At 71.7% G+C, this 13928-nt stretch carries 12 protein-coding genes; 5 read left to right on the top strand and 7 right to left on the bottom strand.

Translation table 11 applies throughout. The features are described 5' to 3' along the window. Positions 1 to 156 precede the first annotated feature (156 nt). Positions 157 to 1119: a dTDP-glucose 4,6-dehydratase gene (gene rfbB / locus AB0F38_RS12950; RefSeq protein ID WP_361891008.1), complete on the bottom strand. Its 963-nt coding sequence runs from the start codon at positions 1117 to 1119 to the stop codon at positions 157 to 159. A gap of 246 nt (positions 1120 to 1365) precedes the next feature. Between rfbB and AB0F38_RS12945 the strand changes: the two genes are divergently transcribed. Beyond that, the gene (locus AB0F38_RS12945) at positions 1366 to 1815 is read left to right on the top strand and encodes a spore-associated protein (protein ID WP_361891005.1); all 450 of its coding nucleotides are present in this window, start codon (positions 1366 to 1368) and stop codon (positions 1813 to 1815) included. Positions 1816 to 2265: 450 nt separating this feature from the next. Then, positions 2266 to 2544 carry a hypothetical protein gene (locus tag AB0F38_RS12940; RefSeq protein WP_361891002.1) on the top strand — a complete coding sequence of 93 codons (279 nt, stop codon included), beginning with the start codon at positions 2266 to 2268 and terminating at the stop codon, positions 2542 to 2544. 581 nt (positions 2545 to 3125) lie between these two features. Here the strand turns inward: AB0F38_RS12940 and thpR are convergent. After that, positions 3126 to 3722, bottom strand: coding sequence for an RNA 2',3'-cyclic phosphodiesterase (gene thpR, locus AB0F38_RS12935; protein WP_361890999.1), 597 nt, complete (start codon positions 3720 to 3722; stop codon positions 3126 to 3128). A gap of 789 nt (positions 3723 to 4511) precedes the next feature. Between thpR and AB0F38_RS12930 the strand changes: the two genes are divergently transcribed. From AB0F38_RS12930 to fdhF, 3 genes are all read left to right on the top strand, one after another. Next, positions 4512 to 4958: a cyclic nucleotide-binding domain-containing protein gene (locus tag AB0F38_RS12930; RefSeq protein WP_361890997.1), complete on the top strand. Its 447-nt coding sequence runs from the start codon at positions 4512 to 4514 to the stop codon at positions 4956 to 4958. A 172-nt stretch (positions 4959 to 5130) separates the two neighbouring features. Beyond that, complete coding sequence (locus AB0F38_RS12925; RefSeq protein WP_361890994.1) at positions 5131 to 6822, top strand: NADH-ubiquinone oxidoreductase-F iron-sulfur binding region domain-containing protein; 1692 nt, start codon at positions 5131 to 5133, stop codon at positions 6820 to 6822. Further along, the gene (gene fdhF, locus AB0F38_RS12920; RefSeq protein ID WP_361890992.1) at positions 6810 to 9506 is read left to right on the top strand and encodes a formate dehydrogenase subunit alpha; all 2697 of its coding nucleotides are present in this window, start codon (positions 6810 to 6812) and stop codon (positions 9504 to 9506) included. The genes AB0F38_RS12925 and fdhF overlap by 13 nt, the downstream gene beginning before the upstream one ends. A 117-nt stretch (positions 9507 to 9623) precedes the next feature. Here fdhF and AB0F38_RS12915 read toward each other — a convergent pair whose 3' ends face one another. Genes AB0F38_RS12915 through pdhA form a run of 5 tightly spaced genes read right to left on the bottom strand, consistent with a single transcriptional unit; the run spans position 9624 to position 13872 of the window. Continuing rightward, positions 9624 to 10298, bottom strand: coding sequence for a CBS domain-containing protein (locus AB0F38_RS12915; protein ID WP_361890989.1), 675 nt, complete (start codon positions 10296 to 10298; stop codon positions 9624 to 9626). Further along, entirely contained in the window at positions 10298 to 10567 is a 270-nt protein-coding gene (locus AB0F38_RS12910) for a phosphopantetheine-binding protein (protein WP_361890986.1), read from the bottom strand. Before AB0F38_RS12910 ends, AB0F38_RS12915 begins: the two co-directional genes overlap by 1 nt. Further along, on the bottom strand, positions 10564 to 11931 hold the full coding sequence (locus AB0F38_RS12905) for a 2-oxo acid dehydrogenase subunit E2 (RefSeq protein ID WP_361890984.1): 1368 nt from the start codon (positions 11929 to 11931) through the stop codon (positions 10564 to 10566). Before AB0F38_RS12905 ends, AB0F38_RS12910 begins: the two co-directional genes overlap by 4 nt. A gap of 1 nt (position 11932) precedes the next feature. Continuing rightward, positions 11933 to 12940, bottom strand: a complete 1008-nt coding sequence (locus AB0F38_RS12900; RefSeq protein ID WP_361890981.1) for a pyruvate dehydrogenase complex E1 component subunit beta — start codon at positions 12938 to 12940, stop codon at positions 11933 to 11935. After that, a complete protein-coding gene (pdhA, locus tag AB0F38_RS12895) occupies positions 12937 to 13872 on the bottom strand; it encodes a pyruvate dehydrogenase (acetyl-transferring) E1 component subunit alpha (protein ID WP_361891502.1) in 936 nt (311 codons plus the stop codon). The genes AB0F38_RS12900 and pdhA overlap by 4 nt, the downstream gene beginning before the upstream one ends. Positions 13873 to 13928 lie beyond the last annotated feature (56 nt).

The raw sequence follows: 13928 nt of genomic DNA, 5'->3' as shown, positions 1-13928 counted from the left end.
GATAATTCCCGGTCGCCCATATCTATCACCCTTGTTCACATTTCTCTGTGGTCGGGATTCGAGCTGCCGCGGGACCGTCCCGCACGATCCGGAAGAACACTTCCCGTATCCCGGAGAAGACCACTTCTGGCGGGGACACGGGGCTTCACCGGACTTCTACCGGTCCCACCAGGAAGTGTTTTCCCTGTACCACTCGACCGTGGCCTTGAGGCCCGTTTCGAACGACTGTTGCGGGGCGAATCCCAGCTCATTTCGTATCTTGGTCATGTCCAGGGAGTACCGCTGGTCGTGGCCGAGCCGGTCGGCGACCGGCTCGACCCTGTCCCACCCCGCCCCGCAGCTCTCCAGCAGACGCCCGGTCAGTTCCCTGTTCGTCAGCTCCGTGCCGCCGCCGACGTTGTAGACGTGACCGGGCCTGCCGCCCCGCAGAACCAGCTGGACGGCCAGACAGTGGTCCGCGACATGAAGCCATTCACGGACATTGCCGCCCTCCCCGTACAACGGGACCTGCCGCCCCCGCAGAAGGTTCGTCACGAACAGCGGGATGACCTTCTCCGGATTCTGATAAGGACCGTAATTGTTCGAGCACCGGGTGATGACGACGTCCAGCCCATGGGTCCGGTGCGCGGACAGCACCAACAGATCGGAACCCGCCTTCGACGCCGCGTACGGCGAGTTCGGTGCCAGCGGCTGCGCCTCGGTCCACGACCCCTGCGGGATGGAACCGTAGACCTCGTCCGTCGACACATGTACGAACCGCCCGACCCCGTGGCGCCGGGCCGCGTCCAGCAGGACCTGCGTGCCCAGGACATTCGCCGTCACGAACGGGCGCGCGTCGTCGATCGACCGGTCGACATGCGACTCGGCGGCGAAGTGCACGATCACGTCGTGTCCGCGCACCGCCTCGTCGACCAGTTCCGCATCACAGATGTCGCCGTGCACGAACCGGAAAGCGGGATGCTCCGCGACCGGGCCGAGGTTGGCCGTGTTGCTGCCGTGGCCGAGTTTGTCCAGGACGGTCACCCGGGCACCGTCCGCCCCGGGAAGCTCCCCGGACAGCAGCGCCCGCACGTACTGGGACCCGATGAATCCTGCACCGCCGGTAACGAAGATCCGCATGCCGCAGACCCTAGGGGCCCCTGCTCGACACCCACTTGAGCCCCGAGGCACACCGGCAGGCCCCCCGCACCGCTACCCCGTAAGGCACCCCGTCCGTCAAGGACGGCGCCCGCTCACCGGCACCGTCCGGCCCGCCACCCCCGCCCGCGTCCTGCGGACCCGGCCTGAACCCGGCACAACCTTCCGCACCGTTCGAGGGTCACACCAAGCAGGAGCAAACCACTCTCAGGGACACAAGGGGGAAATATGAGGATCACACGTACTCTCGCCGGTGCCGGGGCCGTCGCCGCACTGGCCGTAGGTGCCACGACCGCGCTCAGCACCACCGCCTCCGCCGCACCCAACATCACACCGCAAGGCGTCTGCGGCAGCGCCTACAAGACCGTCAACTCGGTGCCCGTCGGCTCCCTGGGCACCGTCTACCTGACGTACAACTCCTCCAACGGCAAGAACTGCGTCGCCACGATCCGCACCAACCCGGGCACGGCCACGAGCATGTCGGTGTACATCTACGTACCCGACACCGACACGTGGGCCGACGACTTCGGGAACTACACCTCCTACGCCGGGCCGGCCTACGCCTACGGCAAGGGCCACTGCGTGAGCTGGGGCGGCAACATCGCCAACGTGTACGTGTCGGTGGAGAACTCCAACTGCGCCGCTCTCAAGGAACGCCGGGTCACCGAGATCCGCTGACCCCCTCACCCGGCCACGAGTTCCCGCGCCGCCGCCTTCCCGCAGCCCGGCCCTGCGGATCCTGCCGCTCCAGCCACGGGAAGGGCATCACCAGCCGCAGGCGGCGCGGGAACCCGCAGCGTGACCAGCCCACCCCACCTCAACCCGCCACCCCCAGCCCGCCACCCCCACACCCAGGCTGGCGGGCTGGGTGTGGCAGCCCGCAGCCGGCCGCCGGGCCCCCGGGCCGCTCCGCCCGTGGGCGGAGCGGGGCCACCACCCCGACCACGCACGCCACCGCGGGACCCGGCCACACCGACGCCGGATCCCGCGGCCGCCCCCACCCACAACGGCCCGCCCCCCGCCCTCCCGCACCCCTGCCCCCGTGGCACGCCACCTGCGACAGCACGACCCGGCCCACGGGCCCGGGACGCGCCCGCATTGTCGGTGGCGGCTGAAAGGCTGGGAGACATGGACAGCGACGACGAACAACTGCTGCGGGGCCGCGTGTACGGCCAGGACCCGGGCGCCCCCGGCCAAGGACCGCGGCCGGGACAGGCCTACGTCGAACTGGTCGGCGGACCCCTGGACGGCCTGCTGTTCGACATCACCGGCTGGACAGAGGCCGAGATCGCCACCGGCGCCGCGCTGATGACCGAGCTCGGACAGTTCGGCACCGGAGGGCGCGCACTGTACGACCCGCGCCCCGGCGACCCGGGCCGCTGGGACTGGTCCGGCGACACGCCCTGACCCGACCGGCGCCCCCGGGGCAGCCACAGGCCGGCCCCTGCCGCCCCAGGCCCCCCGGCTGCCCCGCACACACGGCCGGGGGACCGGCACAGCGCCGGGACCCTTCGCGAAGCCCCGGCGAGGCCGCCCGGGAATCCGGCCGGCCGCACCCACCGCTGCCCCAGGCCCGGCGAGCGGGACGACACGACAAGGCGCACGGTGTCGTCCCCGGACGGCACGGGAGACGAAACAGGAGGCCCGACACCCGGGCGACAGCAGAACCGGCGCGGAACCACGGGTGCGCACCACCACCGGAGCAGCCCATGAAGGGCCATCCCTCCCCGCCGCTGCCCACGCCCGCCCGCGGAGAAGGCCCATGACCCCATTCCCCCGGGGCCACGCCCCCCGGGCCGCGCCTTCCCGGGGCCACGCCCCCCCTGGGCCGCGCCTTCCCGGGGCCGTGCCTTCCGGGGCCGGCCCGTGCGGGCCGGCGGCAGCATCCGCCGGCCACACCAGCCACACCGGCCACACCGGCCCGCCCCCGCACGCCTGCCCTCTCCGCGCCAGGACCGCCGTCCGCTCTCCCGCTCCTGCCGGCCCGTTCAGGACTTCGTCCGGATCCCGTCGCCGAGGGCCCAGGCCTCGATGTCGCGGTAGTGGATCGGCCCACGGCCCCGGCCGGTGTTGCTGCCCACCAGATGCAGGCGCTCGGCAGGCCACCGCCGGCCGGTGAACCCGGCGAGCCGTCCGGCGATCTCCGCCGCCGATGTCCCATCGCCCCGACGGGCGCGGGCCAAGGTCAGATGGGGACGCAGAGGCCGGTCCTCGAAGGCGACACCACTGCTGATGACCGCGCTCCGCACATCGGCGGCCAGCATGTGCAGCGCGTCGAGGTCTCCGCCGATCCCGCTCCACAGCACCCGGTCATCGAAGGTACCGCTGCCGCGCAGTGCCAGACAGAGCGGCCGGCGGCGTGCCGCGAGGCCGGCGAGCGGCCGGCGCAGCAGCGCAACGGTCCCGGCCGGCAGCTCCCCGAGGAACGCCAGCGTGATGTGCCAGTCCTCGATACGGTTCCACCGCATGTGAGGGTGTGTGCCGTAGGCGGGGCGCAACTGCCGGGCGAGTTCCTCTTTCGCGTGGTCGGGCGGGGCGAGCGCGATGAACACGCGAACGGTCGCGGGCTGAGTCTGTTCGTTCACACCGCACTTCGTACCGTATCCGGACAGCCGGGCGACGCGGGGGGAGGCACCGGACGACGAGCCGGGGACGGGGCCGGCCCGGCGCCGCGGGCGAGGGCGGCCGGCCCTGCGAGCGCGTATCGCGGTCAGTTGCCTCGCAGGACGGCAAAGGGTGTGGTCCGGGCCGGTGGGTTGCGGGGGAGTCTCCCGAACAGGGAGCCCACGCCCCGGGCTGCGGGAGGGCGAAAGGGTGAGGCCGCCCGCCTGGGGCCTCACCGCCCCGGCACACCTGGCCGCAGCCGCTTCCCCGGGTGAGACCTCCGGCACCAGGTCTCCGGCGCCCGCCTGAAGGCCCTCCCCGTCCGCGACGGGCCTTCACCGCTTCACCCCGCACAGGCCCTCGCACGCGAACGGCCGGCACGGTGAGCGGCCCCCGGACACCTCCCGCCGGCCCGCGGGCAGGCAACGGCCACGCAATCCGACCGACGATCCCCCGACACCCCAGCCCCCGGCACTCCGGCACCCCGGTACTCCGGCGCCCAGCCACCCAGCCACCCGGCGCCCCGACACCCGGTACTCCGGCGCCCCGGTACTCCGCCCCCCCCAGCCACCCAGCCACCCGGCACTCGGTACCCCGGCACCCGGCACCCTGGCGCCCCAGCCACCCGCACCCGGCACCCCGGGACGTCCTGGGGTGATGCTCCCGTGCACCGCACCCCACGGAGTCGTGCAATACACGGGCAGGCGACACAATGAGGACAGCACGAGGCGTCCGCCCCGCAGATCGCCACGTCTCGCAGGAGCCCCCCGATGAGTACCACACTCAAGATCACGTACTTGCCGTCCGCACACCGTGACCGCCTGCTCGACCTTGCCGAAAACGTCCGGTTCCCCCCAGCACAACGCCTCTTCGAGGAACACACGGTCGCCGACCGCTTCTGGATCCTGAAGACCGGCGCGGTCACCCTCGACGCGGAACTTCCCCACCGCCGCCGCGCAGAGATCCAGACACTGGGCCCGGGCGAACTGGTCGGACTGTCGTGGCTCTTCCCACCCTACGAATGGGAACTGGGGGCCGAGACGCTCAGCCCCGTCCGCGCCTACGAACTCGACGCCCCCCGCGTACGAGGGCTGTGCCGGTCGGATCCCGAGTTCGGATTCGCGATCAGCCAATGGGTCGGCATGGTGCTCGCCCGACGGCTGCACGCCACGCGCGCCCGACTGCTCGATCTCTACGAATCCGCAGTCCGCGCATAACCCCCCGCACAGACCACCCCGACCCCGCACACGCTGAGCACACGGCCCACCACCCACAAGAACACCCGCACGACACCCGCACCCAGGGCCCCGACCGCGGCACACCACGCGACACGTACACCCCCGCACCGCTCCGCATGCGACCCACCAGCCCACAGGCCACCCTGAAACCATGGCAGGTCAGCACAGCCAAGGACCGCACGAACATGGGGACGCCGCCCGCGCGCTCGCGGCACGCCACGGCAAACCCGCAGGACTGCTGCCCGCGGCGCTGAGCCGGGCCAGAGCCGGCACACCCGCCGAGCCCGGGCAATGGGCCCCCCAGGTCGCCCACACCCTGGGAATGCCGGCAGCCGCAGGCCTCGGCCCCGCCACCTACTTCGCCGACCTCGCCACCCCCCACGCGAAACGCCATGTCCGCGTGTGCACCGCCACGGCCTGCTTCGCCACACAGGGCGGCCGCCACCTGGCCCAGATCGAACGGGAACTCGGCGTGCCCGCCGGCGGAACCGACCACAAAGGCGAAACATCACTGCAGACCGTCCGCTGCCTGGGCTACTGCTACGCGGGACCCGCAGCACTCGACGGCACCCTGCCCCGCACAGGAACAGACCTCGCCGACCAACTCGCGGGACGCACACCACCCCGGGCACCCGACATCCCCGTCACCGACACCACCGGCGACCCCGTGCTGCTCTCCGGGATCCTGGCGGGCATACCCGCCTGGGACACCTGGCAACACACCCTCGCCCACCTGCGCCCCGAAGACGTCCGGCGCGAGATCGCCGTGTCCGGCCTGCGCGGGCGCGGCGGCGCCGGATTCCCCGTCGCGGCCAAATGGGCCGCCGCCGGAGCACGACCCGGCACCGTCCTCGTCGCCAACGGCGACGAGGGAGACCCCGGCTCGTACGCCGACAGGCTGCTCATGGAACAGGACCCCGACCGGGTCCTCGAAGGACTGGCACTGGCCTGCTACGCCTGCGGCGCCCGCCGCGGCATCGTGCTGGTGCGCTCCGAGTACCCACGGGCACTGGCCCGCCTGCACCAGGCACTGGCCCACGCGGTGGCAGACGGCCACCTCGCCGACACCGACGACACAGGGGACCCGAAACCCGTCGTGGAGATCGCCCAAGGAGCAGGCTCGTACGTGGCCGGCGAGGAGACCGCCCTCATCGCCCGCCTCGAAGGAGCCCGCGGATGCGCCCGCCCCCGCCCCCCGTACCCCACCGACCGCGGACTGTGGGGCACACCCACCGTCGTCAACAACGTGGAGACACTCGCCTCGGTGCCCTGGATCATCCACCACGGCGGCGACCGCTACGCCCGGTACGGCACCTCGCAGGAGTCCGGCACCAAGCTCGTCTGCCTCTCCGAGCGGTTCGTCAGACCCGGCGCCTTCGAGGTCGCACTCGGCACCCCCCTGCGAAGGATCGTCACCGAACTCGCAGGAGGCCTCAAGAGCGGGAACTTGGCCGTCCTCCAGATCGGCGGCCCGCTCGGCGGCTTCCTCACCGGCGACGACCTGGACATCCCCCTGACCTCACAAGCCCTGGCCGCCCGCGGCGCCGCACTGGGGCACGCCGGGATCGTCGCGTTCGACACCGACACCGATCCAGCCGAACTACTACGCCACATATGGGAGTTCGCCGCACAGGAAAGCTGCGGGGCATGCTCGCCCTGCCGGATCGGGACACGCCAGGGCCTGGAACTCGCCACCACGGGCACCACACCCCGTCAGCCCTACGAACGGCTCGCCCGGCTCATGAGCGAGGCCAGCCTGTGCGCGTTCGGACGCAGAGTGCCCGCAGCCGTCCGCAGCCTGGCTCGCGCCTACGGGAAGGAACTGGCCGGATGGGACCGATGACCGCACTGCGCGTGGACGGCCTTCACGTAGAAGTGCCCGAAGGAGCATCCCTCCTCCACGCGGCCCGCGCAGCGGGCACCGAACTGCCCACGCTCTGCCACGACGACCGCCTCCGGCCGGCAGGCTCGTGCAGGACCTGCCTCGTCCGCGCCGACGGCCGGATCACAGCAGCCTGCGTCACCCCCGCAACCCCCGGCGCGGACATCACCACCGCCCACGAAGACCTGCAGACCCTGCGCCGCGACGCCGTCGCCCTCATCGCCTCAGCACTCCCGCCCCACGCCCTCACCACCGCCCCCCGAAGCGAACTCGCCCACACATGCCGCGCACTGGACATCACCCCGCCCCCGGCCACCGCACCCACCCCGCACAACCGCGACGAGAGCCACCCCTACATCCACCTCGACCCGGACCTGTGCATCGCCTGCGGCCGTTGCGTACGCATGTGCGACGACGTCCAAGGAACATTCGCACTCACCCTCACCGGCCGCGGAGCCGACACCGTCGTCGCACCCGGAACCGGCGGCCCGTGGGCACAATCGGACTGCGTGGCGTGCGGCGGCTGCGTCGACACCTGCCCCACAGGAGCCATCACCCAACCAGGACCGGGCCGCGGCATCACCACCGGGCAGCCCCACCCGCAGCACGTGCGCACCACCTGCGGCTACTGCGGCGTCGGATGCGCACTCGACGTCGTCGTCAGCGACAACCAGGTATCGGCCGTCCTGCCCGCCCTGGACGGCCCCGTCAACCAAGGACACGCCTGCGTCAAAGGCCGCTTCTCCCACGGCTACCTCACCTCCGCCGACCGCCTCACCCAACCCATGATCCGCAAGAACGGAACCCTCGAACCAGCCGGCTGGGAAGAAGCCCTGACCCTGGCCGCCGACGGACTGCGCGCAGCCGTAGCGGCAGGCGGCCCCGACGCCGTCGCCGCGATCTCCTCCGCCCGGGCCACCAACGAGGAGAACTACCTCATCCAGAAGTTCCTGCGCACCGTCATCAAAACCAACAACATCGACAACTGCTCCCGCCTCTGCCACGCCCCCTCCGCCGCCGGACTCTCCGCCGCCTTCGGACACGCCGGAGGCACCGACTCCTTCGACGACGCGGAGAAAGCCGACTGCCTCCTGGTCGTCGGAGCCAACCCGGTCGAAGCCCACCCCGTCATCGGGGCCCGACTCCTCCAACAAGCCCTCAACAAAGCCTCACTGATCGTGGCCGACCCCAGAGCCGTAGGCCTCGCCCACCACGCCGACGTACACCTGCGACCCCGACCGGGCACCAACGTCGCGCTCTTCCACGGCCTCGCCCACGTACTGGTCGCCGAAGGCATGACCGATCCCGACTTCCTGCGTGAGCGCGCCACCGGCCTCACCGAACTGATCGAACTGCTCGCCCACTACCCGCCCGCACGCACCGCTGAACTCACCGGCGTACCCGCCCAGGACATCACCGCCGCAGCCCGCCTCTACGGCAGGGCCCGGCGCCCCGCCATCCTGTACGGACTCGGCGTCACCGAACACCTGCACGGCACCGACGGCGTCCGCACCCTCGCCAACCTCGCCATCCTGCGCGGCGCCCTCGCACACACCGGCCGGGGATACGGCATCATCCCCCTGCGAGGCCAGAACAACGTCCAGGGCGCCTCCGACATGGGAGCCCTGCCCGACCTCCTCCCCGGCTACGGACGGGTGACCGACCCCCAGGCACGAACCCGAGCCGAAGCCGTCTGGGGCCGCCCACTGCCCACCCGGACCGGCCTGCGCATCCCCGAAATGCTCCAGGCCGCGAGACAAGGCACCCTGCGCGCCCTGTGGATCATCGGCGAGGACGTCTGCGCCACCGATCCCAACAGCCACCGAGTCGCCGACGCCCTCGACACCTGCCCCCTGGTCATCGTGAACGAACTCTTCCCCAGCCGGACCACCCAGCACGCCGACATCGTCCTGCCCGTCGCATCATGGCTGGAGAAGGACGGAACCTTCGTCAACTTCGACCGCCGCTTCCAACGCGTACGCGCCGCGCTACGCCCGCCCGCAGCAGCGCGGACCGACTTCGACGTCGTGCACGCGCTCGCCGCCGCGATGGGAGCCGACCTGGGCTGCCGCACCCCGGCCGAGACACTCGCCGAGTGCGGGCGCATCGCCCCCCTCTTCGCCGGCCTCTCCCACACACGGCTCGACAGGGAAGGAGCCGTGGCATGGCCCTGCCCCTCACCCGACCAGCCCGGCCAAGCCACCCTCTACACCCGCGCGTTCACCACCCCCGACGCCAGGGCACACCTGTCCGCCGCCCCCTACCTGCCACCAGGGGAGGAACCCGACACCGACTACCCCCTGCTGCTCGTCACCGGGCGCCGCTGGACCCACTACAACTCCGGCAGCATGACCAGACGTGGCGGGAATCTGCTCCTCGAAGCCCACGACCACCTCGACCTCCACCCCCAGGACGCCGCACGTCACCACCTCACCGACGGCACCGAAGTGACCGTCGAGAGCCGCCACGGCAAGGCCCGGCTGACCGCCCGGCTGAGCGACGAACTCTCCCCCGGACAGGTCTTCTGCGCCTTCCACTTCCCCGAGAGCGGTGTCAACTCCCTGACCTCCGACCACGCCGACACCGTCACCTCCTGCCCCGAATACAAGGTCACCGCGGTCAGACTGACCCACACGACCACATAGCCCACCCCCACACCACGGGCGACGGGGGTGACGGGGGTGACCGGAGCAGCTCACACCCGCCGGCCGCCCGCGACCACGGCGCTCCGGACGCACCGCCCCGCACCGCCACACCCCGTGTCACGACGAGGTGCCCCCCGGCACCGTGTCATCGGCCCCGTACGTCAGGTGGGCCGAGACCGACACCACACCGTCGACCGTCGCACACATACGCTCCAGTGCCGGGATCATGCCCCTGAACGGCAGGATTCCGCTGAGCTCGACCCGCCCGTCGCGCACGGTGACACCGATCGGTGCGGGGTCCAGCCGCAGCGTGCCGGCCACCACGTCCTGGACGATCTCCCGCCGGATGTCCTCGTCCTCACGCAGAAAGATCCCCAACAGGTCCCCGCGGCTCACGATCCCGACCAGACGATCCTCGTCGTCGGCGACCACGAGCCGCTTGACCCCCTGCACCTCCATCAGCCGCGCCGCCTCGACGAACGTCCACCCCGGCCGGGCACACACAGCGGGCGCGGACATCAGTTCCTCCGCCCGGGTGCCCTGCGACCTGGCCCGTTCCCACGCCTCCAGACCGGGCACGGCCGGCAGTTCACCGGGTGCGGCCCGGTCCGTCGTCTTGCGCAGAAGATCCCCCTCGGAAACCACCCCCAGGACCCGCCGGCCGTCATCGACGACGGGAACGGCGGTCACCCGGTTCGTGGACAGCACACGGACGATCTCCTTGAACGGCGTGTCGCGGTGGACGCTCACCACCTGGCGGCTCATCAGCTCGTCGACCTTGCGATGGCGCATCACTGGCTCCTTGTCTCATGCGTGAGGGACTCCCGCGACACCAGAAGACCGGCGCAGCCGTCCCAGGTGACCAGAGCGGGGTAGTCGTCCTCCGTGAGGTCCCGGCCGCTGAGTTCGCCCAGAGCCTCGACGAACTCGAGGAAATCGAGCGAGTCCATCTCGAGTTCGTCCCGGAGATTCGCGTCGGGTGCCAGGCCCGCGAAGTCGGCACCTGGCACGACACGCCGGGCGGCCTCCTGCACGAGCGCACGCGCTCGGTCCTGGTTCACAGCTCCTCCGGTCGTTGCAGGTGACGGTCCAGGCAGTTGAGGAAGCGCGCCCCCGTGGCACCGTCGGCCGCCCGGTGGTCCAGGGACAGCGTCGCCGTCAGCACCGGCCGCACCCCGAGCAGACCCTTCACGGCCGCGGGGCGCTCCACGATGCGGCCGAGCCCCACCAGCGCGACCTGCGGCGGATAGATGACACCGAACACACACTCCACACCCTGATCACCGAGACTGGTGACGGTGATGCTGGGATCGGCCGTCTCCGAGGCCCGGAGCCGGCCCTTGCGCGCCCGGGACACGAGATCCTTCAACGAGGCCATCACCTCCGCCACGGACTGTTCCTGCGCTCCGGCCAGCGCGGGAGCGACCAGGCCACCTCCACGGAGCGAGACCGCGACACCGAGCCGGACCCGGCCGGCAGGGACGAACGCGTCATCGACCCAGTGCCCGTTCAGCTCAGGGACCTCCCCGGCCGCCCGGGCCACAGCCTTCAGCGTGAGCGCGGCCGGTATCAGCCGCTCGGCCGGCGGCAGCGCGCGGTTACGTTCGCGCATCCAGTCCAGCGCCACCCCCGTATCGATGGTCGTGGACAGGTAGAAGTGCGGGACCTCCCGCTTGGAACGGGCCATCAGACGAGCCGTCGCCGTGCGCGCGGCTCGCGCCGGCACCGGTGACGCCGGTGACACGGGTCCGGGACCCGGTCCCAAGGGGCGCGCCGTCCCACCTGCCGGTGCCGAGCCCGCCACCTGCGCGGTGGCCGGCACGTCCGCAGCGCGGACCGTGCCCTCCCGCCCGCTGCCCGCGACCCCGGCGAGATCGACCCCCGACTCCGCCGCCAGCCGCCGGGCCAGAGGCGACGCCCTCACCCGCCCGGCCGACGGCACCGGCCCGGCCGACGGCACCGGCCCGGCGGCAGTGTCCGCCGCCCGGCCGATGTCCGCCCGGGTGATCCGCCCGCCGGTCCCCGAACCGCGGAGCCCTGCCAGGTCCACACGCTGTTCCTCGGCAAGCCGCCGCACCAGCGGCGTGACCACCCCCTTTGGCCCGGACTCCTGCGGCCGGGCACCAGGGTGCCCAGGGCCTGGGCCTGGGGGCTCACGCCCGGACGGCTCACCCGCCGGCTCCTCACGGTCGCCGGTCTCGATCAGCGCCAAAGGGGTACCCACAGGCACCGTGGCGCCCTCGGAGACGAGCAGGGAGCCCACCGTGCCCGTATGGAAACACTCCACCTCTATGGCGGACTTGGACGTCTCGACAACGGCGACGACATCCCCCCGCGAGACCCGGTCACCAGGATGAACAAGCCACTGGGACAGCATCCCCTCATCCATGTCCGCACCCAGCGACGGCATCGTGAACTCGGCCATCTCAGCCCACCACCCGGCGCGCCGCAGCCACGATCCCCGACACCTGCGGCAGAGCGGCCTCCTCCAGCTGCCGGGCGTAGGGAATCGGGACCTCCGCACTGCAGACCCGCTCGACAGGCGCGTCCAGATCGAAGAACGCCTGCTCGGTGATCCGAGCCGAGATCTCCGCGGACAGACCTCCGCTGCGCCAGCCCTCGTCGACCACCACCGCCCGGTGGGTGCGCCGCACGGAGCCGACGACCGTGGCGTCGTCGAGCGGCCGCAGGGAGCGCAGGTCGATCACCTCGGCACTGATGCCGTCCCCGGCCAGTTCCTGGGCCGCGGCGAGCGCCTTGGACAGACAGCCGCCGTAGGCGACCACCGTGAGGTCCGTGCCCTCGCGCGGCACCGCGGCATGGTCCAGATCCACCGCGTGCACGGCGGGATCGAGATTCCCCGCGGTGTTGTACAGAGTGCCGTGTTCGAAGATGAGGACCGGGTCGGGGTCGGCCAGGGCGGGAGCCAGCAGCAGCCGCGCATCCTGCAGCGTCGCCGGCGCGAGGACCCGGATGCCGGGTATGTGCGCGTACCAGCCCTCCAGGCTGTGCGAGTGCTGGGCGGCGAGCTGCCGTCCGGCACCCGTGGTCATCCGGATCACGAGCGGAACACCGACCTGCCCGCCCGACATGTGGCGCAGCGTGGCCGCGTTGTTGAGGATCTGGTCCAGTGCCAGCAGGCTGAAGTTGACCGTCATGATCTCCACGATCGGCCGCATCCCGGCCAGCGCGGCGCCGATCCCGGCACCGACGAACGCGGACTCGGACAAAGGGGTGTCGCGGACACGGTCCGGGCCGAACTGCTCGAGCAGCCCGAGACTGACGCCGAAGCAGCCCCCGTAGCGCCCCACGTCCTCACCCATCAGGAAGACCCGCTCGTCCGCGCCGAGTGCCTCCCGCAGGGCTTCACGCAGAGCCTCACGGTAGGTGGTGGCCTCGCTCCCGCCGGCGCCGTCGGTGCCGCCCGCCCTCATGATCCCTCCTCGTCCCGGCCCGTCACATGGCGCAGCAGGTCGCCCACCGGCTCCTGGGGGGCCTGCTCGGCGGCCTTGACGGCGTCCTCGATCTCTTCGGTGACCTCGCGCTCCACCTTTTTCAGCTTGTTCGGGGTGAGCCGTCCGGCGGCGCGCAGCTTGTCGGCCAGAGCGGTGACGGGGTCGTGCCGCTTCCACTCCTGGACCTCGTCCTTCGAGCGGTACCGGTCCGGGTCGTACATCGAGTGCGCGCGGAAGCGATAGGTGCGTGCCTCCAGGAAGTGCGGGCCGTTTCCCGCACGGATCGAGGTCACCGCACGGCGGGCGGCCTCCTGGACCGCGTGCACGTCCATACCGTCCACGGCCCAGGCCGCCATCCCGTACGACGCCGCCCGCATCGCGAGATCCGTCTGGGCGTGCTCCCGGGCGAGCGCCGTCCCCATCGCGTACAGGTTGTTCTCACAGACGAACAGCACCGGCAGCCCCCACAGCGCCGCCAGGTTCGCCGTCTCGTGGAACTCACCCTCGGCGAACGCCCCGTCTCCGAAGAAACAGCACGTGACCTGTTCCTCACCGCGCATCCGGTCGGCCAGCGCCAGACCGGCCGCCAGCGGCAGCCCGCCGCCGACGATCGCATTGCCGCCGTAGAAACGCCTTGCGGGATCGAAGAGGTGCATGGACCCCCCGCGCCCCTTGCTGCAGCCGGTGACCCGCCCGTACATCTCCGCCATCACGGCCCGCACGGGCACCCCCCGGGCCAGGGCGTGCCCGTGCTCCCGGTAGGTGGACACCACCGCGTCCCGCTCGGTGAGGCACTGGTGGACACCGACGGCGACTGCCTCCTCCCCGATGTACAGATGCACGAAGCCCCGGATCGCGGCCGCACTGTAGAGCTCGACACAGCGCTCCTCGAAGCGGCGGATGAGGAGCATGTCCCGGAGCAGCCGCCGGTCGTGGACCGCTGCGGAATCAGTCGCCCCGGCCCGGC

It is taken from the genome of Streptomyces sp. NPDC025273, from assembly GCF_040638585.1.
Taxonomy (GTDB): domain Bacteria; phylum Actinomycetota; class Actinomycetes; order Streptomycetales; family Streptomycetaceae; genus Streptomyces; species Streptomyces cinereorectus.
This window is presented reverse-complemented; position numbering and strand designations above follow the sequence as displayed.